Here is a 23,644-nt window from a genome sequence, read left to right as displayed (position 1 = left end):
GGTTTGTGATGATATGGTTGGAGAAATAGCCATCACTTTTTTAGTAAATATCTTAAAATTTTTCATTCAACCAGTCTTTTTAATCGGATTATTCACTGTATATCTGATTGGTTCAAAACGAATAAAAACAGAACGTAAAACATTTAGAACAACAATATTTCAACAATTATTTGAATTAAAGGAGTACTTTTTAGCGGCTATTATCCCAGGTATTCTTCTCTCAATCCTATCATTTGGGATTGGGATGCCTTTAACCATACATTGGCTTGTTTTATTACAAGTGGTCACCATTTTATTATTGGTATTATTTGGTTTAAGATTTATTCATCCATTGTTTACTTTTTCATTGACCTCACTTTTGGTTTTTGTGCTGGGGTTTTATCCAAATGAATGGCTATTAGCACATAGTCCTTCTGTTCTAAAAGAATGGCTGATGCCTGATACAAGCTATTTTAGTGAAATGAGCTTAACGATTAGTATTTTAATGCTACTTGCCTTATTTATACATGCTTATTTAATGAATCAATATGGTGGAAAATACTTAGCACCTAGCATTCGAGATACAGGTAGAGGGAAAATTGCTGGCTTCTTTAAGATCAAACATTTGTGGTGTATGCCATTATTTATTTTAATTCCAGGAGATCTCATCCCTTCTCTTTTTTCTTGGTGGCCTGTCTTTTCAATTGGTCAAACAAAATTTACTTTTTTAATTGTCCCTATTTTATTAGGGATGCGTATTCAGGTACAAGCACAGTGGCCTAAAAAAGCCATTGCAAATTTGGTAAAAGAATATCAATTCGTTGGCGTCATTGGTTTATGTCTTGTCCTACTGTCCTATTATGTCCCCTATTTATATCTGATTAACTTTGGCCTATTTATTATTGCCGGTTTCATTGTGATGTATCGTCATCGTTTAAGAGAGCAGAAACAATCTTTCTTATTTGGAATTTCACCTCTAGGCTTACGTGTTTTAGGTGCTAAACCCAATACACCAGCAGAAAAAATGGGGCTACAATTAGGTGATACGATTATTTCCTGTAATGGGATTTCTATTAAAACGGTTAATGAGTTATATGAAGCTTATTTAACCAATAGTACCTTCTGTAAGTTGCGTGTCCAAACAGCTGATGGTGAGTTTAAAATGGTTCAAACCGCAATATTTGCAGAATCACCCCATGGATTGGGGATTATTTCAATAGAAGATCAAAACTAAAAAAGAAATCTCAGCTACTGAGATTTCTTTTTCTTTTCAAGCAACAGTGTTTCGTGTATAGTGAAAATAACATGTGATGAAAGGACGAAACTCATGACAAAAGTATTAATTGTAGATGATGAACCTTCTATTTTAACCTTACTTGCTTTTAATTTAGAAAAAGCAGGTTATGAAGTGGTAACAGCAACAGATGGAATGGCAGGCTATGAATTAGCTAAAGCCCATCTATTTGATTTTATGATTTTGGATTTGATGTTGCCTAAAATGGATGGAATTGAAATTTGTAAAAAATTACGCCAAGAAAAAATAGAAACGCCAATCTTAATTTTAACTGCAAAAGATGATGAATTAGATAAAATTATTGGTCTTGAATTAGGTGCAGATGACTATATGACCAAGCCATTTAGCCCAAGAGAAGTGCTAGCAAGAATAAAAGCCATTATGCGTAGGGTTCAACCAAGTCATTCAACAAAAAAACAAGCAGATGAAGAAGAACAAGATGCAGCTAAAATTGCAATTGGGAGCTTAACCATTTATCCAGAAAAGTTTGAAGTCTATCGTCATGAAGCATTGCTAGAACTCACACCTAAAGAATTTGAACTCCTGTTATATTTTACAAAAAGAGCAGGTAGGGTACTAAGTAGAGAACAATTACTGGAAGCCATTTGGAAATTTGATTATGCTGGAGAAACCAGAATTGTTGATGTTCATGTGAGTCATTTACGAGAAAAAATCGAAGAAGATACAAAAAATCCTCAATATATTAGAACTGTACGAGGCTTTGGGTATAAATTTGAGGTGCCTAAATCATGAAACGTTTTAGTGTAAAAATTGCCACTGCTTTTTTTATTTTAATTACAATGGTTGTGCTCTTTATCGGCTTCTTTTCAGGGACCATGATTCGCAAGCAATATTTAACGACACAAGAAAATCGTCTGACAGAGGATGCTAAATTAGTCACCACAGTTTTGGATATTCCAACCCATTTGGAAAAAGGCGAAACAGCCTTACTTTCAACTAAAATCAAAGAAACCAATCAAAATAGTCAGGAAAGAATGACCATTATTTTAACCGATGGCACGGTTGTTGCGGATTCGATGTTTGATGAAGCGACCTTAGAAAATCACAAAAATCGTTTAGAATTTAAACATATTTTAGCTGGTGAAACAACTTATGTAGATACGCGAAAAAGTGATTCATCAGATGAAAAAATGTTATATGTATCGCTTCCTATTAAGAATAGTGAGCAGCAGTTAATTGGTGTCATCAGGTTATCAATGAATATTGTGAAGATAGAGCAAGAGATTCACAATATCTGGTTGATGCTAGCAGTGATTAGTTTTCTAACCTTAATCATTGCGGGAATCTTTTCTATTATTATTGCGAAACGTGTTGCGAAGCCAGTTGAAGAGGTCATTGATGTTGCACAGGATTTATCTGAAAAAAAATATACCAGTCGTTATCATGGCCAAGCAGTAGGTGAAGTCGCAAGGCTTGGGGACACAATGAACCATCTTGCGGAGAATTTAGAAACACAGATGCAACAAATTAGCCAAAATGAAAGTCAAATGAAAGGTTTAATCGATCATTTAGTCATTGGTGTGATGCAATTAGATCAAAATCGTTCCATTCAATTAATCAATCCCGCAATGGAGGAAATTTTTGCTGAACGAGCAGAAGCTTTAATTGGTCATCAATATGCAGAAGCTTCAAAAAGCTATGGCTTAACAAGAATGATTGAAAAAGCGTATCGTAAAAATAAATCTCAAAATGAAGAAATTTATGTTTATGCGCCGATTGAACGAATTTTAGATGCAAACGTGGTGCCGATTCCAAATAAAAATAGTGATGGTACAGATGTCATTGTGTTACTTTATGATATTACTGAAATTAAAAGGCTAGAAAAAATCAAAAGTGATTTTGTAGCCAATGCTTCTCATGAATTAAAAACACCTGTGACAGCTTTAAAAGGCTTTTCAGAAACACTATTAGAAGGTGCGAAAGATGATCCAGATTTGCTGCAACAGTTTTTAGAAATTATGTATACAGAAAGTAGTCGCTTAGATATTCTCATAAGAGATATTTTACAATTGTCAAAATTAGAGCAAAATCAGGAATTAATTACTTTAGAACCGTTTGATTTAGGTCAAACCATTACAAGTATTTTTAAAACCATGAAGCCTCTTGCAAACAAAAAAAAGATTCAAATGCGCCTTAAAGCGCCAGCGAATCAATTAATCATGAACAGTAATAAAAGCCGTGTTCAACAAATTTTGATTAATTTAATCACTAATGCATTAGCCTATAGCAAAAAATCAGGGATTGTGGAAGTCGCGATTTATCTAGAGCAAAATGAGCAAGTTGTGATTGAAGTAACAGATGATGGGATTGGTATTCCTGCAGATGAACTACCACGTATTTTTGAAAGATTTTATCGTGTAGATAAAGCAAGAAGCAGAAATTCAGGTGGAACAGGTTTAGGGTTATCAATTGTGAAGTATTTGGTAGAGAGCTTCCAAGGAGAAATTGATGTAGAAAGTCAGTTGGGAATTGGGACAACCTTTAGAGTGAAGTTACCTTTAAATTAAATAAAAAAAGCGAAGTCTAATGTATGGAGCACTGGGGGTGGCTCTTCGTCATACATTAGACTTCTTTATAAGGGATGATAAAAATAGTATATCCAATCAGCGGGATATTGGGGAATATAAACTGATTGAACAACATCATGAAATCAGGAAAATGTCATTGATTTCATACTTAGTTAAAACGAACGTTTCATTTGCTGGGGGGCAAATGAAGAGTTGCTAATGTTTTAACACTTCAATAGCTTCATAACTCAATCGGGGAACTGATATTATTCAGGTAAAGAAGTATCTCGGTAAGAATCAAAATGAATTTGTCGTTGATCTCATACTTAGTATAACAAGTACATTTTTAAAAATAAAGGAAATTCTGAGAAAAGTCATCTAAATTGTTAATAAAATGTGAAGATTTAATGAGAAAGTGTCATAATTGCTAAAAAAAATAAGAACTATCAGTTGACTAATAAAACAAAATATATTATAGGCATACATATGAAGTGTACAAATTTACATAAAATTTACAAAACTGACGTCATAGATTTACAATGTTAAGCTATGATAGAGATGAGTTAATGGAAATGTTCCATAATGAATAGTCGTAGGAGGCAAGTCAAATGAAGAGAAAATGGACATCAGCATTTATTGGTATGACCGTTCTTTTAACCTTAACAGCCTGTTCAGGTGGAGATAACGGTGAATCAATTACTGCAGTTGGATCATCCGCTTTACAGCCTTTAGTAGAGGCAGCAGGTGAAGAATATGGCGCAACCAATCTTGGAAAGTTTGTCAATGTTCAAGGTGGTGGAAGCGGCACAGGTTTAAGTCAGATTTCTGAGGGTGCTGTTGAGATTGGCAATTCAGATGTTTTTGCAGAAGAAAAAGAAGGCATTGATGCATCTGCTTTAGTTGATCATAAAGTAGCTGTTGTTGGGATTACACCGATTGTTCATAAAGGGGTTGGTGTGACAGATATCTCAAAAGAAGATCTTAAACTAATTTTTACCGGAAAAGTAACAAACTGGAAAGAAGTTGGTGGCAAAGATCTTCCAATTATTGTCTTAAATCGTGCAACTGGAAGTGGGACACGCTCAACCTTTGAAGCAACCGCTTTAGATGGTGCAGAAAGTGTGCGTTCACAAGAGCAAGATTCTACAGGGATGGTGCGACAAATTGTTGCTGATACCCCAGGCGCCATTAGTTATGTAGCTTTTTCTTATGTTACTGATGATTTACAAACCTTATCAATTGATGGTGTTAAACCAACAGATGAGCATGTGACAACTAATGAATGGACAATCTGGTCCTATGAACATATGTATACAAAAGGTAAGCCAACAGGTTTAACGAAGGACTTTATTGACTATGTGCTTTCAGATGAAGTGCAGTCAACGATTGTACCACAATTAGGGTATATTTCAGTGACACAAATGAAAGTTGAAAAGGATGCATTCGGTAACCTTACAAAAGTATCTTCACAAAATTAATCAATGATTTACAAACATATACAGAAACTTTACACAAATTCAATCACCACTTTATATTGTTTGATTAGGATAAAGGAGTAGCACAAAGCAATCCAAAAAATCAAACAAAGGTGGGAATCACATGGGTGTAAAAAGATTGATTCAAGCAGGTTTAATCGCAGGTGTTGCTTTTTCATTAGCAGCTTGTGGCAATAAAGATGGAAGCACATCAGCAAGTAAAGAAGCAACTGAAAAAAATGAAGAAATAACAACTGGCAGCATAACCGCGGTAGGGTCAACAGCCTTACAACCATTAGTGGAAGCAGCAGCAGAAAAATATCAAGAAAACCATGCTGGTAGTACCATCAATGTTCAAGGTGGCGGAAGTGGCACAGGTCTTAGCCAAGTTGCAACTGAAGCAGTTGAAATAGGTAACTCAGATGTCTTTGCAGAAGAAAAAGAAGGTGTGGATGCGAAAGCATTAGTGGATCACCGTGTGGCAGTTGTTGGGATTACACCCGTTATTCATAAAGATACAGGTGTAACCAATCTTACAAAAGAACAATTAATCGACATTTTTACTGGTAAAATAACCAATTGGAAAGAAGTCGGTGGCAATAATCAAGAAATCGTCGTAGTCAATCGTGCAGCAGGCAGTGGCACACGTGCTTCATTTGAGAAATGGGGGCTGGGTGGTGCAAAATCCATTCAAAGCCAAGAACAAGACTCATCTGGTGCAGTGCGTAAAATCATTAATGAAACACCTGGTGCTATTAGTTATTTAGCTTTTTCTTATATTGATGATCAAACCAAGACACTCTCAATTGACCAAGTGAAACCCACAGAAGCAAATGTGGCAACCAATGATTGGAAAATTTGGTCTTATGAACACATGTATACAAAAGGGGAAGCCACAGGGTTAACCCAATCATTTTTAGCTTACATGATGAGTGCAGCGGTACAAGATGAGCTTGTCAGCAAAATGGGTTACCTACCAATTACAGCAATGAAGGTAGAACGTGATGTTGATGGCACCATCAAATAAGAAAAATTCCTAGAAACTTTTGAAGCGACTGTTTATCAAAGGCAGTCGCTTTTTAACTGAAATAAGAGGAGGAATTTTCTTGCAAAGTAGTATTGAAGAAAGATTAACAAAAAAATCTAAAAAGGCTAAATTAGAAACATTTGGAAAGAGTTTGAGTTTCATTTGTATTGCATTTATTGTTTTGGTAGTTATTTCAATTTTATATTTTGTTGCAAGTAAAGGCATTGCAACATTCACTCAAAATGGCGTTTCGATTGGTTCTTTTTTAGGTGGAACAGATTGGAATCCTTCTGGAAAAGGGGCAGATGGTCAGCCACTAGTTGGGGCACTGCCAATGATTACAGGTTCATTCCTAGTGACTTTTTTATCAGCCATTGTGGCAACACCTTTTGCCATTGGTGCTGCAGTCTTTATGACGGAAATTTCGCCAAAAATGGGGAAGAAAATCTTACAGCCAGTTATTGAATTATTAGTTGGTATTCCTTCTGTTGTTTATGGCTTTATTGGTTTAACAGTGGTTGTACCAGCTGTCAGAAACGTTTTTGGTGGGAGTGGTTTTGGGATTTTAGCAGGGACATTTGTCTTATTTGTGATGATTTTACCAACTGTTACCAGTATGACGATTGATGCGCTAAATACAGTTCCTAGACATTACCGTGAAGCTTCTTTAGCTTTAGGTGCAACAAGATGGCAAACAGTTTATAAGGTAGTCTTGCGTTCAGCGATTCCTGGGATTTTAACTGCTGTTGTCTTTGGGATGGCTCGTGCTTTTGGTGAAGCGCTAGCTGTACAAATGGTGATTGGAAATGCAGCCTTGATGCCTGGTAACTTAGTTTCGCCAGCCTCTACCTTAACCAGTATTTTAACCATGGGAATGGGAAATACAGTCATGGGATCATTACAAAATAATGTGCTCTGGTCACTCGCTTTAATTCTGCTTGTGATGTCACTTGTTTTCAATATTATGACAAGATTAATCGGGAAGAAAGGAGCGATGAAATAAGATGAATGCAAAAAAAGCAGATAAAATTGCAACAGGCACCTTATATGCGATTGCAGGAGTGATTGTACTGATTCTATTCAGTTTATTAGCCTTCATTCTTGTGCGCGGAGTTCCTCATATTTCTTGGAATTTCTTAACCAATCGTTCCCAAACCTTTAAAACAGGTGGTGGCATTGGTCCTCAATTATTTAATTCCTTTTATCTATTAATTTTAACAATGTTATTTAGTGTACCAATCTCATTAGGAGCTGGTATTTACTTATCAGAATATGCCAAGAAAAACTGGGTCACAGATCTTGTGAGAACAGCCATTGAAGTCTTAAGTTCATTACCTTCAATCGTTGTCGGTCTTTTTGGCTTCCTAATCTTTGTGATTCAAATGGGCTGGGGATTTTCTATTATTTCCGGTGCGTTAGCTTTAACGCTCTTTAATCTTCCTCTCTTAACCAGAACCGTTGAAGATTCCTTAAGAGCGATTCCAGCCACTCAAAGAGAAGCTGGCTTAGCATTAGGCTTATCAAGATGGGAAACAGTCACTAAAATAGTCGTTCCTGCAGCTCTTCCAGGTATTTTAACCGGAGTGATTTTAGCTGCTGGACGTGTCTTTGGTGAAGCCGCAGCCTTAATTTACACAGCAGGCCAAAGTGCGCCAGCCTTAAACTTTGCAGATTGGAATCCGATGCATATTGCCAGTCCCTTAAATCCATTTAGACCAGCAGAAACATTAGCCGTTCATATTTGGAAAATTAATGGAGAAGGCATTATGCCAGATGCAGCAGCCGTTTCAGCAGGTGCATCCGCTGTTTTGATTATTACCGTATTATTATTTAATCTTCTTGCACGCTACCTTGGTCGAGTGATTTACAAAAAATCAACCTCAGCGTAAGAAAAAGAAGCAAATAAAGGAGTGAACCAAATGGTAGAGAATCAAGTGCAAGATAGCCATATTATTCAATTAGATAAAAAAGAAAAGAAATTAGCCTTATATACAGAAGATATTCATGTTTATTATGGTCAAAATGAAGCCATTAAAGGTGTTTCCTTGGCTTTTGAAAAAAATAAAATTACCTCATTAATTGGTCCAAGTGGTTGTGGTAAATCAACTTATCTTCGTTCATTAAACCGAATGAATGATGAAATTGCCAATACCAAAATCACAGGAAAAATTTTCTATCGTGACATTGATATTAATGCACCAGAAATAGATGTTTATGAAATGAGAAAAAATATCGGAATGGTTTTCCAAAGACCAAATCCATTTAGTAAATCCATTTATGAAAATATTGCTTTTCCATTAAAAAGACATGGCCTAAAAGATAAAGCAAAATTAGATGAAATTGTTGAAACAAGCTTAAAACAAGCCGCTTTATGGGACCAAGTTAAGGATGATTTGCATAAAAGTGCTTTGGCCTTATCAGGTGGTCAGCAACAACGCTTATGTATTGCTAGAGCGATTGCGATGGAGCCAGATATTTTATTATTAGATGAACCAGCAAGTGCCTTAGACCCAATTTCTACTAGTAAAGTAGAAGAAACCTTGATTAATTTGAAAGAAAAGTATACGATTATCATCGTGACACATAATATGCAACAAGCAGCTAGAATTAGCGATTACACTGCTTTCTTTTATATGGGCAATGTGATTGAGTATGATCAAACGCGAAAAATTTTCACACGTCCAAAAATCCAGCAAACAGAAGACTATGTATCAGGTCACTTTGGTTAGGAGAGAAATTCATGACAGAACAAAACTTTATTATTGAATCAAAAGACGTTCACCTGTATTATGGTAAGAAAGAAGCTTTAAAAGGCGTCTCTCTAGATTTTATGCCAAAAGAAATTACCGCTTTAATCGGCCCAAGTGGTTGTGGCAAGTCAACTTATCTCAGAACACTTAACCGTATGAATGACTTAATTCCAGATGTCACAGTTACTGGGACGATTAAATTAAACGGGAAAGATATTTATAGTCCCAAAATGGATACTGTAGCTTTAAGAAAAGAAGTTGGCATGGTTTTCCAACAACCGAATCCTTTTCCTTTTTCAATTTATGATAATGTGGCTTATGGTTTAAATATTTCAGGAATGAAAGATAAGCAAAAAATGGATGAGATTGTCGAAAAAAGCTTACGTCGTGCAGCTGTTTGGGATGATGTCAAAGACAAGCTAAACAAAAGTGCGCTCTCTTTATCAGGTGGTCAGCAACAGCGTGTTTGTATCGCTAGAGTATTGGCTGTTGAACCAGAAGTGATTTTACTTGATGAGCCAACAAGTGCCTTAGATCCAATTTCGAGTGCTAAAATTGAGAGCATGCTAGTTGAATTAAAAGAGCGTTATACCATTGTTATTGTGACACATAATATGCAACAAGCTTCTCGTATTTCAGATAAAACCGCCTTTTTCTTACAAGGGGATTTAATTGAAATGGGACAGACGAGAAAAATTTTTACAAATCCAAAAGAGCAAGCTACAGAAGATTATATTTCTGGGCGTTTTGGTTAAAATTAGGAAGGGAGTTATAAAATAGATGAGAAAAATGTTTGAAGAAGAATTACAAGAATTACATGCACGCTTTTCTGAAATGGGCATGATGGTTAATGAAGCCATTTTAAAATCTGTTAAAGCTTTTGTGAATCATGATAAAGTACTTGCACAAGAAGTCATCGATCATGACCACTTGATTAATGAATATGAGCTAAAGCTTGAGAAAAAAAGTTTTGAATTAATTGCCTTACAGCAACCTGTTTCAACAGATTTAAGAATCATTGTGACAGTCTTAAAAGCCAGCTCTGATTTAGAAAGAATGGGGGACCATGCTGTTAGTATTGCGAAATCAACCATTCGTGTTAAAGGCAATAAGCGTGTACCAGAAATTGAAGAACAAATTGCAGAAATGGCGAACATTGTGAAGACAATGTCCGATGATGTTTTAGATGCCTATCTTAAAAATGATTCTGCTAAAGCTAAAAAAATTGCTTTTACGGATGATGAAGTAGATCAACATTTTAAAAAAATCTATAGCCAATGTGTTGAAGAAATGAAAAATGATACAGATATCGTTGAAGGGGCTACAGATTATATGATGGTAGCGAGTTATCTAGAACGTGTTGGAGACTATGTAACAAATATTTGTGAGTGGATTGTTTATCTTGATACAGGTAAAATTTCTGAATTAAATAGCAATTTAGATGAGTAGACGAGCAAGTGTCTGACTCTTGACTGAACATTTATTTGGATAGAATGGAAGGGACAAAACGGCTTTTAGTTTTGTCCCTTCCATTTGTGATTGCCTAACAAATCAATCTGCGGTATGATAAATGGACATATGAGCAGATAAACATACATTTTCGGGGGAGGAATGAAATGATGGAGCAACTAGGTCAAGAAACCCTGCAACATATTAGTCAAATGTTTAAAGTACTAGGTGATCCAACTAGAATTTCGATACTATACTTATTAAAGGAAAGAGAATTAAGTGTTGGAAATATTGCAAAGGAATTAGAGATGGAGCAGTCCGCTGTCTCACATCAATTAAAAACCTTAAAAAATATGCAATTGGTAAAGTCAAGAAGAGCAGGAAAAACCGTCTATTATAGCCAAGATGACTCCCATGTATGGGGCTTACTAGAACAAGCAATTGAACATACATTACATCAAAATTGTCAGCCATAAAGCAAAGAACAAACAGTTCTTTGCTTTTTGGTTTATTTATGTTAGGATAGTAAAAATTATGCGTTAAAATAAAAGGAGCTGGTAAACATGGGAATGCATCAATATATTAAAAGTTTATCTGATTTAGAAAATATTTATCGTTGTCCTGGAAAGTTTAAATACCAAGAACATTCAGTGGCTTCACATTCATTTAAAGTCACTCAAATTGCCCAATTTTTAGGCACAGTAGAAGAACAAGCTGGAGAAAAAATTGATTGGCGTTCACTTTACGAGAAAGCTTTAAACCATGATTATACAGAGCTATTTATCGGTGACATTAAAACACCTGTTAAATATGCGACACCAACTTTAAGAGCAATGCTAGCAGATGTTGAGGAGTCTATGACAGAAAACTTTGTGCATAAAGAAATTCCGGCACCTTTTCAAGCAATTTATTTAGAACGGTTAAAAGAAGGAAAAGATGAAACCCTTGAAGGTCAAATCTTATCTGTTTCTGATAAAGTCGATTTACTATACGAATCATTTGGTGAAATTCAAAAAGGAAACCCAGAAAGTGTTTTTACTGAGATTTATGAAGAGTCCTTAACAACCATTCTGGCCTTTAAGCATCTAGCTAGTGTGCAATATTTTCTAGAAAAAGTCTTGCCAGAATTATTAAATGAGACCTTTACAAACCAAGGAGCACTACAAAAAATTACAGCAGATTTAATCGCAAAAGCTTAGGGGCTATCAAGTGAATAATCTACTTCATGATAAAAGAAAAAAATAGTCCAAAAGGCTGATAAAAATAGCAATATGGTGTACAATAGGTGTCAAGATTTAAAAAAGAAGGATGGATGGTATATGAGAACAGAGCTAGCAAATTGTCAAAGAATTGTCATAAAAGTGGGAACCAGTACACTGATTAATGAGAGTGGCTTTATTCATTTCCCGAGAATTGAACAGCTTGCTTATGTACTATCCTCTTTACGTAGCGAAGGCAAAGAAGTCATTTTAGTTTCCTCTGGTGCAGTTGGTGTCGGCTGTCATAAATTAAAAATGACGGATCGTCCTACGACCATCCCAGAACAACAAGCAGTAGCAGCGGTGGGGCAAAGTGAATTAATGAGTATCTATAGTCGTTCATTTATTCATTATGGTCATACCGTTGCACAAATGCTCCTAACAAGAGATGTTGTTGACTTCCCTGTAAGTAAAGAAAATGTTGTGAATACTTTTGAAACCTTACTGAAGAAAGGGATTATCCCAATTGTAAATGAAAATGATACCGTTGCAGTTGAAGAATTAGAGCATTCTACTAAATTTGGTGATAATGACCGTTTATCAGCAATTGTTGCTGAGGTAACCCAGGCTGACTTATTAGTCGTCCTATCTGATATTGATGGTTTCTATGATAGTGACCCAAATCAAAATGAAGCAGCTCAAATGTTTGATGAAATTGCTCAAGTGACACCTGAATTAGAAGCTTTAGCAGGTGGCAAAGGCTCCGCGTTTGGCACTGGAGGCATGTTAACAAAATTATCAGCAGCAGATTATTTGCTCCACTGTCAGCAAAAAATGATTTTAGCAAATGGTAAAAATCCTAAAATTATTTTTGATATCTTAGAGGGGAAAAAAGTAGGGACCTTATTTTCTACTGCCAAAAAGGAGAGTAAAGTATGACAGAAGAATTGATTCAAAAAGGAAAATTAGCTAAAGAAGCTGCTCACTTTTTGTCTTTTGTGGAAACGACCGAAAAAAATCGTTTTTTACTTGGTTTAAGTGCTGCACTCTTAGAAAAAATTCCTGAAATTTTAACTGAAAATGAAAAAGATATCCAAATTGCAAAAGCCAAAGGAATGAATGCAAACTTATTAGATCGCCTGCGCCTTACACCTGCAAGAATTGAAGCCATTGCTGAAGGTGTGAGACAAACCAGTCAGTTACCTGATCCAATCGGTGAAGTATTACAGATGTGGAAAAATGAAGTGGGCTTACAAATTGGGAAACAACGTGTGCCCTTAGGTGTGATCGGTATGATTTATGAAGCACGTCCTAATGTCACCATAGATGCAGCAGCACTTTGTTTAAAATCAGGCAATGCGGTGATTTTAAGAGGTGGTAGCGATGCCTTTTATTCTAATCTTGCGCTGACAAAATTAGTTCAAGCAACCTTAAAAGCCTATCAATTTCCTATTGGCTGTGTTCAGCTAATTGAAGATACCTCTCGTGAGACAGTCCTTGCTTTAATGAAGCTCAATCGCTATTTAGATGTTTTGATTCCACGTGGAGGTGCACAATTAATTCAATCGGTTTTAAACCATGCAACCGTTCCAGTGATTGAAACAGGAACAGGAAACTGTCATGTTTATGTTGATCAGCATGCAGATTTAGAAATGGCAGAAAAAATCATTATCAATGGAAAATGCTCTAGACCTTCCGTTTGCAATGCGACAGAAAAAGTGTTGGTTCATGAAAAAATTGCCAAAGATTTTCTGCCTTTGTTAGAAAAAAGTTTACAACAAGAGCAGGTTGAAATTCGTGGGGATGAGCGAGCATTAACCTACCTTCAACAAGGAAAATTAGCAACAGAAGAAGATTGGCAGACAGAATATTTGGGGCCGATTATTGCGATTAAAGTAGTTGCAGATTCTGATGAAGCCATAGCCCATATTCATCAATATGGGACCAAACACTCTGAAGCCATTGTGACAAAAGATTATGGAGAAAGCAGAAAATTTCATCGCCAAGTGGATGCAGCAGCTGTTTATGTGAATGCTTCGACACGCTTTACTGATGGTTTTGAATTTGGCTTTGGTGCAGAGATTGGTATTAGCACACAAAAGCTCCATGTACGTGGCCCAATTGGTTTAAATGAGTTAACCTCAACGAAATATATTATTTTTGGTGAAGGACAAATTAGAGAATAGAGATGAATGACGATTCTTTTGAAAAAAAGAGCGTCATTTTTTTGATACGAACGCACTTTCGTATCAAAAGGTGGTTGGTTTAGTATGAAACATCAAGCTAAAATCAATTTATTTGTATAGTTATCAATTTAAAACGAGCACTTGTTCGAATAATATTTATTTCTCAGATATAAATGGTGGCGAAAATATGTTCGGTATGATAGAATATTTGGGAGAGCTCTTGATTTTCTGTTTTTTGAAGAAATAAAAGAGAAAAAGGACAGCAGCAGGCAGTTAAAAGGAGTGAATTAAATGGAAGAAAAATTATTTGATTTAGTTTCCCAATATGAACCTAATGGAGACCAACCAGCAGCAATTGAGCAGTTAACAGAAGGAATCTTAGCTGGTAAAAAAGCACAAACATTATTAGGTGCAACAGGAACAGGGAAAACTTTTACGATTTCAAACTTAATTCAAAAAGTAAATAAGCCCACTCTTGTGATTGCTCACAATAAAACGTTAGCTGGACAGCTTTATGGAGAATTTAAAGAATTTTTTCCTAACAATGCCGTAGAGTATTTTGTCAGTTACTATGACTATTATCAGCCAGAAGCTTATGTACCATCTAGTGACACCTATATTGAAAAAGATTCAAGTGTCAATGATGAAATAGATAAATTACGCCACTCTGCAACAAGCTCTCTATTAGAAAGAAGAGATACCATTGTGGTGGCTTCAGTTTCTTGTATTTATGGTTTAGGGGATCCAAAAGAATATAAAGACCAAGTGCTTTCTTTACGGATTGGGACTGAAATGGATCGAAATGAATTATTAAGAAAATTAGTGACGATTCAATTTGAAAGAAATGATATTGATTTCCAACGTGGCCGTTTTCGTGTAAGAGGAGATGTTGTGGAAATTTTCCCAGCCTCAAGAGATCAGCATGCGTTAAGAGTAGAATTTTTTGGTGATGAAATTGAACGCATTCGTGAAGTAGATGCATTAACGGGAGAAATTGTCGCTGATCGAGATCATGTAGCGATTTTCCCAGCAACCCACTTTGTGACCAATGAAGAAAGCTTAGAAAAAGCCATTACACAAATTCAAGAAGAATTAGCCATTCGTTTAAAAGAATTAAGAGATAATGAACAGTTATTAGAGGCACAGCGTTTAGAGCAACGAACCAATTACGATATTGAAATGATGCGTGAAATGGGCTATTGCTCAGGAATTGAAAACTATTCAAGACATATGGATGGCCGTCAGCCTGGTGAAGCACCTTATACCTTAATGGACTTCTTTCCAGAAGATTTTATGATTGTAGCAGATGAATCACATGTTACCTTGCCGCAAATTCGAGGCATGTACAATGGAGACCAAGCAAGGAAAAAAATGTTAGTCGATTATGGCTTCCGTTTACCAAGTGCTTTAGATAACCGACCATTAAAATTAGAAGAGTTTGAAGAACATGTGAATCAAATTGTGTATGTTTCTGCAACACCTGGTCCCTATGAGATGGAGCAAACCCCAGAAGTTGTTGAACAAATTATCCGACCAACTGGTTTATTAGATCCAGTCATTGAAGTTCGTCCAATTCATGGACAAATTGATGATTTAATTGGAGAGATTAATGCACGTACTGAGAAAAATGAACGTGTCTTTGTCACAACCTTAACTAAAAAAATGTCAGAAGACTTAACCGATTACTTGAAAGAAGTTGGCATTAAAGTCAAATATTTGCATAGCGATATTAAAACACTTGAACGAACAGAAATTATTCGCGATCTCCGTTTAGGGAAATTTGATGTGCTGGTGGGAATCAACCTTTTAAGAGAAGGAATTGATGTACCTGAGGTTTCTTTAGTAGCGATTTTAGATGCAGATAAGGAAGGTTTCCTACGTAGTGAACGTTCTCTTGTTCAAACAATCGGTCGTGCTGCCAGAAATTCAAATGGTAAAGTCATTATGTATGCTGACAAAGAGACCGATTCAATGCGCGCTGCGATGAGCGAAACAACACGTCGACGCAGTATTCAAGAAGCGTATAATGAAAAGCATGGCATTGTGCCAACAACCATTATTAAGAAGATTCGTGATTTAATTTCGATTACAAAAGTAGCAGAAGATACAGAAGATTACGATACTGCTGCTGGAATGGTCACAAAATTAACCAAAGCCGAACGTAAAGAATTAATCATTAAAATGGAAATGGAAATGCAAGCAGCCGCTAAAGAGTTAGACTTTGAAACAGCTGCAAATTTACGAGACACCATATTGGAATTACAAGCTGAAGATTAAAGGAGCAAAGTACATGGCAAATGATAAAATAGTAATCCACGGCGCCCGCGCCCATAATTTAAAAAATATTGATGTAACCATCCCTAGAGACCAATTAGTCGTTGTAACGGGACTTTCTGGTTCAGGTAAGAGCTCACTTGCTTTTGATACCCTTTATGCAGAAGGGCAACGTCGGTATGTAGAAAGTCTTTCTGCTTATGCGAGACAATTTTTAGGTCAAATGGATAAGCCGGATGTTGATAGTATTGATGGTCTTAGCCCGGCAATTTCGATTGATCAAAAAACAACCAGCCGTAATCCTCGATCAACAGTTGGTACAGTAACTGAAATCAATGATTATTTACGCTTACTTTTTGCTAGAGTAGGACACCCCATTTGCCCAAATGATGGGACAGAAATTACGCGTCAATCTGTTGAGCAAATGGTGGACAAGATTTTGGAGCTTCCTGAAAAAACGAAGATTCAAATCTTAGCACCTGTTGTTGTTGAAAAGAAAGGCCAGCATAAAAAAGTCTTTGAAAAAATCAAAAAAGATGGCTATGTTCGCGTTCGTGTTGATAAAGAAATGTTAGATTTATCAGAAGATATTGAGTTAGACAAAAATAAAAAGCATTCTATTGAAATCGTGATTGACCGAATTGTGGTAAAAGAAGGCATCCGTTCAAGATTATTTGATTCCGTTGAAGCAGCTGTAAGATTATCTGATGGTTACGCTGTTGTTGATGTGATTGATAAAGAAGAAATTTTATTTAGTGAGCATCATTCTTGCCCTTATTGTGGTTTTACAGTTGGTGAGCTTGAGCCTAGATTATTTTCATTTAATGCACCATTTGGCGCTTGTCCAGAATGTGATGGTTTAGGTGTGAAGCTAGAAGTCGATATGGACTTAGTGATTCCAGACAGTAGTAAAACATTAGCTGAAGGGGCGATTATGCCTTGGAATCCAATCAGCTCTAATTACTACCCACAAATGTTAGAACAAGCCTGTAAGGCCTTTAAGATTGATATGAATAAACCTTTTGAGAAGCTTTCTGAAGCCCAACAAGAAATCATTTTAAATGGTTCTGGGGATCAAACCTTTGACTTCCATTATGAAAATGATTTTGGTGGTATCAGAGATGTGACCATTCCATTTGAAGGTATCCTACAAAATATTTCTCGTCGCTATAAAGAAACCAATAGTGATTTTACCAGAGATCAAATGAGAAGCTATATGACAGCCTTACCTTGTAAAGCTTGTCATGGATTCCGTCTAAATCCACAAGCTATGTCTGTTAAGGTAAATGGTAAAAGTATTGGAGAAGTCAGTGAATATGCAATTGGCAATGCACTCCACTTCTTTGATCACTTAACCTTATCTGAACAAGAAACAATGATTGCACAGCCTATCTTGAAAGAAGTCCATTCAAGATTAAACTTTTTACAAAATGTCGGATTAGAATATTTAACTTTGAGTCGAACTGCTGGTACTTTATCTGGTGGAGAAGCACAACGGATTCGTTTAGCGACACAAATTGGTTCTAATTTATCTGGTGTCCTCTATATTTTAGATGAGCCATCTATTGGTTTGCATCAACGAGATAATGATCGTTTAATTGGTTCTTTAAGAAAAATGCGCGATTTAGGGAATACCCTGATTGTGGTTGAGCATGATGAAGATACCATGAAAGCTGCGGATTATTTAATTGATATTGGTCCAGGAGCTGGTGAAAAAGGTGGCGAAATCATTGCTGCTGGTACACCAAAGGAAGTTGAAAAAAATAAGGATTCTTTAACAGGTGCCTATTTATCTGGCAGAAAATTTATCCCAGTTCCTTTAAAACGCCGTAAAGTAACAGGCAAAAAGATTAAACTAACAGGTGCTTCAGAGCATAACTTAAAAAATATAGATGTCTCTTTCCCATTAGGAACCTTCACTGCTGTGACAGGTGTATCTGGTTCAGGTAAGAGTACCTTAATTAATGAAATCTTGAAAAAAGCCTTATCAAAGGAATTAACTCGTACACAAGCGAAGCCTGGAAAATTTAAAAAATTAACTGGTTATAAAGGCTTGGAAAAAGTCATTGATATTGATCAAAGTCCAATTGGTCGTACACCAAGAAGTAATCCAGCTACCTATACCAGTGTCTTTGATGATGTGCGTGATTTATTTGCTAAAACCAATGAAGCAAAAATCAGAGGCTATAAAAAAGGCCGCTTTAGCTTTAATGTCAAAGGTGGACGTTGTGAGGCTTGTAAAGGTGATGGGATTATTAAAATTGAAATGCACTTTTTACCTGATGTCTATGTTCCTTGTGAAGTTTGTCATGGCAAACGTTATAATTCCGAAACCTTAGAAGTCTATTATAAAGGCAAAACCATTGCAGATATTTTAGATTTAACCGTTGAAGAAGCAGTTCAATTCTTTGAACACATTCCCAAAATTCATCGTAAGCTTCAAACGATTTTAGATGTTGGATTAGGTTATGTGACTTTAGGCCAACCTGCAACAACCTTATCTGGTGGGGAAGCCCAAAGAATGAAGCTAGCTAGTGAGCTTCATAAGAAATCAAGTGGTAAGAGCTTCTATATCTTGGATGAGCCAACTACTGGATTGCACACAGATGATATTGCCCGCTTGTTAGTCGTGTTAAATAGATTGGTTGAAGCTGGTAACACTGTTTTAGTAATTGAGCATAATCTTGATGTCATTAAAACAGCTGATTACTTGATTGATTTAGGCCCAGAGGGTGGCGAAGGTGGCGGAATGATTGTTGCTACTGGTACACCTGAACAGGTTGTAGAAGTAAAAGAAAGCTATACAGGAAAGTATTTAGCACCAATTTTAGCGCGTGATACTGAGCGAACAAAAGCTATGAAATAGCGACAATAAAGAGGACTGACAGTGTCAGTCCTCTTTATTTGTTCTTTTATTATTCTGATAGGTAATGGTCAGATGTCCGATTCCAAAAAGTAGTGACATCAGAATGAATAAAACATTTTGTCGAAAGACACTACTTATCAGAAAAATAAGTGTTGGCAGGATAGCGAGTAACATCGCACTAGAAAAAGTTACTTTTCTAAAGTATAGCACCCAAACAAAGCAATATAAGAGGGCTAGGATAGCTACCATGCTCATATAAATATATTTTCCATCAACAAGCCAATTACCAAAATCTAATATCCTCACATAAAAAATCATAAAAAACATTGAACCAAATCGCCCAATTTGCTCGACAATTTCCAATCCTTTGTTGTGATAATCGCCATCAATATGTTTTTTTCTAATAGCATAAATGATATTAGGAATCATTATGATGAGCATTAAGCACATGCCATAAATATTGATTATCATATGACTATTCCCTCAATTCAGTAATTATTCTTTAAAATATTTTTTCATTTTTCTAGATAATAAACATTGTTGCCCATTTAATAAAATAATCACGTTATTTTTTAAATCCACAGTTTGAATATTTTTTTTGTTAACAAGGTAAGACCGATGGGAGCGCACAAAAAGATTGCCTAATTTTTCTGAAGTCTCATCAAGCTTACCAAAAAACTCTAGCTCTTGATTTTCAGTATGGAGAATAATACGATGTTTATTCCCTGAAGTTTCAAAAAATAAAATATCATCAATTGGAATATGGTGCAACTCACCTAAGGTTTTTGCAACAAAGTATTCTTGATTATCAGATTGATTATTCTGAATCCGCTCTTGGACACTATCTATGCATTGTCTAATTCTGGTTGGAATCGCCACAAATTCATCTTTTAAAATATAATCCATTGCTTCAATGCGATACTTAAATGTTTCAAATGATAATTCACTATGTGTTGTAATATAAATAATAAATCCTCTTGTATCTTTTTTTCTGATCTCTCTTCCTAATTGGAAACCATTTAATTCTTCATGATTTAAGTTTACATCTAAAAAATAAATACCTGCTTGAGAATAATCATCGATTTCTTCTAAAAGAAGGGTTGGATCTGAATGAATGGCTACGATTTTCATATCATAACCTTTAATGGAACAATAGTTACTAATTTCATTTGAAATAAAATCACGATGCTTTTGTTCATCATCACATATATATATTGGAATCATGATATACTCCTATCTATTTGCAATTTCTAAAATTTGTAAAAATTCATCTTTATTACAAATGGTGTGCCTCATAATATTTGCATAGGAATCTGTAATATTTTTATAATTATGCAAGCCTAAGCCACGATTCTTTCCTTTGGTTGAGAAACCAGCTTGCCAAATATGCTGCATATCAATTTTTTCTTCAAGTGGATTTTTTACCAATAATAATAAACTATCTGCTTCTTGATTGAGTGCAAGCGTAATCTTTCTTTTATCGCATTCATAATGCTGAATAGCTTCAATTGCATTATCTAGCAGAATACCTAAGCAACGAATCACATCGTGAATAGACATTTCGATTTTATCAATCGGTTGGGTCACTTCTAAATTAAAGGTAATATTTTTTTGTTCCATTTCAGCAGTTTTACTTAAAATGAGACCTTTCATCTCTAAAATATGAATATTACTTAACTGTGAAGTATGTTTGATTTTTTCATTGAGGTTACCATCAAATAGTTGCATGGTTTCCTGCATATATTTAGTAATAGCTTCGGTATTCCCTTCATCAGCATGAATATATAATCCTGAAAGAATATTTTTATAATCATGATGTAAGCTACGAATATCTTGTTGAATTTCTTCTAAAGAATCTAAATAGGACTGCTGCTGTAAAATAAACGTTTTTTGGATGTTATTCTGCTCCTTACTGGTTTGATAGAGACCAGATAGTGTGATAAATGAAAGAGAGATAAATAAGAATAATAAGTTGAGCAAATTCGTATTATTACGCTGGATACCAAAAGACTCTAATAATTCTCCAGAGACTTGAATAACAATTGAAAAAAGCAACAGGAAAATAGCCAAATAGACAGCATTTTTTTTTGAATGGAGAATGGTATGTATAATTTGTTTTAAATGAATTTTTTTCAACAGATAGATAGTCAGTAGAAAAGCAAGTGGTATGACGAGTAGATAAGCGAATAGATGACTGATAATCATATTTGATTTGTTCAAAAAACGATCTAAATGTAGCAGATATTCCAAAAAGTCACTGATTAAAACACCAAGACTTGTTGCAGTGGTAGAAATAATGGTGGAAAGACTAGATACACCAATTGTAAATGTCCAAGTAGAATGGAACATTATTCTTAGTAAAAAGAGCTCTAATAGAATAGAAATAGAAGTTAAAATCAATATATCAATTAAACTTAAACCAGATTTATTGTTTAGCAATAATGCACCAAGAATGGCATTTGCTAAAATTGATAGCACAACATAAGAGATATACTGCAATAAATGCGGCTTTGCTCCATAAATCCAGGAGAAGAAGAAAAATGAAATGAGTGTTACTGGAATGGCAATGACGCAGTTAAGAATAAAAGTCTCCCAAAAATAAAAAATCATTGTGATTGCTCCTTTCTATACTATCAGTCTACCTAATTTTAGCATGAAAAAAAAGGAAAAACTCCATTCAGGACTAAAAAAATACCATTTAGGAAATTTTTCCGACACATTTTTAGAAGTTTGCTATAGTAGTAGGTGTTAAAAGATGTGAGAGAACAAGCATCTAAACAGTTAAATGGAGGAATGGGAATATGACAGAAAAAAAAGTTTTAATCCGTTTGGATCATATTGCGAAGTCATTTGGCTCGTATCAAGCATTAAAAGATATTAATATTTCAGTTCATGAGGGTGAAATATTAGGCTTTCTTGGACCATCTGGTTCAGGAAAAACAACAACCATTAAAATTATTACTGGTCAGCTTAAGCCAACTTCTGGTGAGGCATTTGTACTTGGTAAAAAATCAACTGAGATTAATGAATTGGTTTATGAACAAATTGGGATTGTTTCAGATAATAGTGGGATTTATGAAAAATTAACAGTTTATGATAATTTGCGCTATTTTGCAAAGATCCTAGCAGTTAAAAAAGAACGAATTGATGAGCTGCTTAAAATTGTGGGTCTTTATGAGCATAAAGATAAGCCAGCTGAAAAATTATCAAAAGGGCAAGGACAACGTTTAGTTTTAGCACGGGCTGTTTTACATAATCCAAAGGTACTTTTCTTAGATGAACCAACAAGTGGACTAGATCCAACAACTGCAATGGCTATTCATCAATTGTTGATTTCATTAAAAGAAAATGGAATGGCTATCTTTTTAACAACCCATAATATGGAAGAAGCGACCAAGCTATGTGATCATGTTGCACTGTTAAATGAGGGAAATATTGTTGAATTTGGTACACCTAAAGAAATTTGTTTACGTTATAACGAAGATAAGCAATTTCGATTGGTACTTAATAATCAGGAAGAAATAACTTTACCTGCTAATGCTGCTACAGCAGAACAAATCAAAGAATGGATTGTGAATGACACCTTTGAAACGATTCATACTTGTGAACCAACACTTGAACATGTCTTTGTAAAAGTTACTGGAAAGGAGTTGCGTTAAATGAATATTTCAATGCGAAAAATGTCAGTTATTTTTGAAATGAAAATGCGCACACTATTATCTACAAAAAATCTTTCAACCTCACTAATTAGTACAATTGGTATTACTGTCATGCTAAGATTTCTTTATAGCTCAATGATGGATGGAAAACCAGTACCACCAATGATGCTTGCTCTTGCATTAAATATTGGTCTGATGATGAATCTGACCCAAAGTGGCATGATTTTAATTAGTAGTAGTTTGGCTGAAGAAAAGGAAAAGAATACCTTACAAACCTTATTAACTTCATCTGTTAATAGCTTTGAATTCTTCCTTGGAAGTATCCTGCCACCATTATTATATTCAGTTGTTTTAAATATTGCGATTTTATTAGCTAGTGGCTTACCTATTGAGTTAGTTAATATTCCAATGTACTTGTTTATTACAACACTTGCTACCATTACAAGTTGTGTGTTAGGAATGGTAATTGGTATTGTGGCGAAGGATCAAGTCTCTTGTAATACACTTTCAATGCCAATTATTATGATTTTTTCAATGCTTCCAAGTGTGGCAGTGATGAATGATACGCTAGCTACTATTTCTGGCTTTCTTTATACAGGTGTTGTTTCTGAAATGATGATTACTTATTCAAATGGAGAAGTCTATCATTTAGATTTACAAGGAATTGCAGTCATGGCATCACAAATTTTACTATCCATTGTAATCTTTACTTATTTATATCGTAAAAATGGATTTGAAAAGGATTAGAAAATAACTGGTGAGCTGTAGAAGTCAGTTCTTAGCAGCAAGATGATGTGGACGAGATAAAACCATTGTGTTTTATCCTGTCCACTTTTTATTATTAATAGGAAAGAGAATAAGCTTTAGTAAGGATTCAGCCCAATGACCATAAAGAAATCATTCTTAAGTCCTATGACAAAAAGAGAGCCAACAGGCATAATAAGAGTATGGAAAACAA

General features: G+C 35.2%; 21 protein-coding genes. 18 read left to right on the top strand and 3 right to left on the bottom strand.

The features are described from left to right. The first annotated feature begins 13 nt into the window (after positions 1–13). From BMW29_RS02655 to uvrA, 16 genes are all read left to right on the top strand, one after another. Positions 14–1,213: a PDZ domain-containing protein gene (locus BMW29_RS02655; RefSeq protein ID WP_092650032.1), complete on the top strand. Its 1,200-nt coding sequence runs from the start codon at positions 14–16 to the stop codon at positions 1,211–1,213. 93 nt (positions 1,214–1,306) lie between these two features. Further along, complete coding sequence (locus BMW29_RS02650) at positions 1,307–2,026, top strand: response regulator transcription factor (RefSeq protein WP_092650030.1); 720 nt, start codon at positions 1,307–1,309, stop codon at positions 2,024–2,026. Continuing rightward, a complete protein-coding gene (gene pnpS / locus BMW29_RS02645) occupies positions 2,023–3,801 on the top strand; it encodes a two-component system histidine kinase PnpS (protein ID WP_092650028.1) in 1,779 nt (592 codons plus the stop codon). The genes BMW29_RS02650 and pnpS overlap by 4 nt, the downstream gene beginning before the upstream one ends. Before the next feature lie 608 nt (positions 3,802–4,409). Beyond that, a complete protein-coding gene (locus BMW29_RS02635) occupies positions 4,410–5,279 on the top strand; it encodes a phosphate ABC transporter substrate-binding protein PstS family protein (protein ID WP_092650024.1) in 870 nt (289 codons plus the stop codon). 121 nt (positions 5,280–5,400) lie between these two features. Next, complete coding sequence (locus BMW29_RS02630) at positions 5,401–6,303, top strand: phosphate ABC transporter substrate-binding protein PstS family protein (RefSeq protein ID WP_092650022.1); 903 nt, start codon at positions 5,401–5,403, stop codon at positions 6,301–6,303. A 79-nt stretch (positions 6,304–6,382) separates the two neighbouring features. Continuing rightward, positions 6,383–7,306, top strand: a complete 924-nt coding sequence (gene pstC, locus BMW29_RS02625; RefSeq protein ID WP_092650019.1) for a phosphate ABC transporter permease subunit PstC — start codon at positions 6,383–6,385, stop codon at positions 7,304–7,306. A gap of 1 nt (position 7,307) precedes the next feature. Continuing rightward, entirely contained in the window at positions 7,308–8,192 is an 885-nt protein-coding gene (pstA, locus tag BMW29_RS02620) for a phosphate ABC transporter permease PstA (protein ID WP_092650017.1), read from the top strand. A gap of 30 nt (positions 8,193–8,222) precedes the next feature. Further along, positions 8,223–9,032 carry a phosphate ABC transporter ATP-binding protein PstB gene (gene pstB / locus BMW29_RS02615; RefSeq protein ID WP_092650015.1) on the top strand — a complete coding sequence of 270 codons (810 nt, stop codon included), beginning with the start codon at positions 8,223–8,225 and terminating at the stop codon, positions 9,030–9,032. An 11-nt stretch (positions 9,033–9,043) separates the two neighbouring features. Then, positions 9,044–9,808 carry a phosphate ABC transporter ATP-binding protein PstB gene (gene pstB, locus BMW29_RS02610; RefSeq protein ID WP_092650013.1) on the top strand — a complete coding sequence of 255 codons (765 nt, stop codon included), beginning with the start codon at positions 9,044–9,046 and terminating at the stop codon, positions 9,806–9,808. 25 nt (positions 9,809–9,833) lie between these two features. Next, positions 9,834–10,502, top strand: coding sequence for a phosphate signaling complex protein PhoU (gene phoU, locus BMW29_RS02605; protein WP_092650011.1), 669 nt, complete (start codon positions 9,834–9,836; stop codon positions 10,500–10,502). A 167-nt stretch (positions 10,503–10,669) separates the two neighbouring features. Next, positions 10,670–10,978 (top strand): ArsR/SmtB family transcription factor, encoded by a 309-nt coding sequence (locus tag BMW29_RS02600; protein ID WP_092650009.1) that lies wholly within the window; start codon positions 10,670–10,672, stop codon positions 10,976–10,978. 87 nt (positions 10,979–11,065) lie between these two features. Continuing rightward, positions 11,066–11,701 (top strand): HD domain-containing protein, encoded by a 636-nt coding sequence (locus BMW29_RS02595; protein WP_092650007.1) that lies wholly within the window; start codon positions 11,066–11,068, stop codon positions 11,699–11,701. Between the two features lie 120 nt (positions 11,702–11,821). After that, entirely contained in the window at positions 11,822–12,640 is an 819-nt protein-coding gene (gene proB / locus BMW29_RS02590; RefSeq protein ID WP_092650005.1) for a glutamate 5-kinase, read from the top strand. Beyond that, positions 12,637–13,887, top strand: a complete 1,251-nt coding sequence (locus tag BMW29_RS02585; protein ID WP_092650003.1) for a glutamate-5-semialdehyde dehydrogenase — start codon at positions 12,637–12,639, stop codon at positions 13,885–13,887. The genes proB and BMW29_RS02585 overlap by 4 nt, the downstream gene beginning before the upstream one ends. A 291-nt stretch (positions 13,888–14,178) precedes the next feature. Next, positions 14,179–16,164 carry an excinuclease ABC subunit UvrB gene (gene uvrB, locus BMW29_RS02580; RefSeq protein ID WP_092650001.1) on the top strand — a complete coding sequence of 662 codons (1,986 nt, stop codon included), beginning with the start codon at positions 14,179–14,181 and terminating at the stop codon, positions 16,162–16,164. 13 nt (positions 16,165–16,177) lie between these two features. Continuing rightward, positions 16,178–19,027, top strand: coding sequence for an excinuclease ABC subunit UvrA (gene uvrA / locus BMW29_RS02575; RefSeq protein WP_092649999.1), 2,850 nt, complete (start codon positions 16,178–16,180; stop codon positions 19,025–19,027). A gap of 24 nt (positions 19,028–19,051) precedes the next feature. Here uvrA and BMW29_RS02570 read toward each other — a convergent pair whose 3' ends face one another. From BMW29_RS02570 to BMW29_RS02560, 3 genes are read right to left on the bottom strand one after another with little or no spacing between them, the layout of a single operon-like run. Then, a complete protein-coding gene (locus tag BMW29_RS02570) occupies positions 19,052–19,498 on the bottom strand; it encodes a hypothetical protein (RefSeq protein ID WP_218139628.1) in 447 nt (148 codons plus the stop codon). A gap of 24 nt (positions 19,499–19,522) precedes the next feature. After that, positions 19,523–20,251 (bottom strand): LytR/AlgR family response regulator transcription factor, encoded by a 729-nt coding sequence (locus BMW29_RS02565; RefSeq protein ID WP_092649997.1) that lies wholly within the window; start codon positions 20,249–20,251, stop codon positions 19,523–19,525. 9 nt (positions 20,252–20,260) lie between these two features. Further along, on the bottom strand, positions 20,261–21,637 hold the full coding sequence (locus BMW29_RS02560) for a sensor histidine kinase (RefSeq protein WP_092649995.1): 1,377 nt from the start codon (positions 21,635–21,637) through the stop codon (positions 20,261–20,263). A gap of 191 nt (positions 21,638–21,828) precedes the next feature. Between BMW29_RS02560 and BMW29_RS02555 the strand changes: the two genes are divergently transcribed. Together BMW29_RS02555 and BMW29_RS02550 are read left to right on the top strand one after the other, a co-directional pair. Further along, complete coding sequence (locus tag BMW29_RS02555; protein WP_092649993.1) at positions 21,829–22,686, top strand: ABC transporter ATP-binding protein; 858 nt, start codon at positions 21,829–21,831, stop codon at positions 22,684–22,686. Further along, the gene (locus BMW29_RS02550; protein ID WP_092649991.1) at positions 22,687–23,433 is read left to right on the top strand and encodes an ABC transporter permease; all 747 of its coding nucleotides are present in this window, start codon (positions 22,687–22,689) and stop codon (positions 23,431–23,433) included. The last annotated feature ends 211 nt before the right edge of the window (positions 23,434–23,644 follow it).

It is taken from the genome of Isobaculum melis, from assembly GCF_900111355.1.
In the GTDB taxonomy this organism is placed as follows: domain Bacteria; phylum Bacillota; class Bacilli; order Lactobacillales; family Carnobacteriaceae; genus Isobaculum; species Isobaculum melis.
This window is presented reverse-complemented; position numbering and strand designations above follow the sequence as displayed.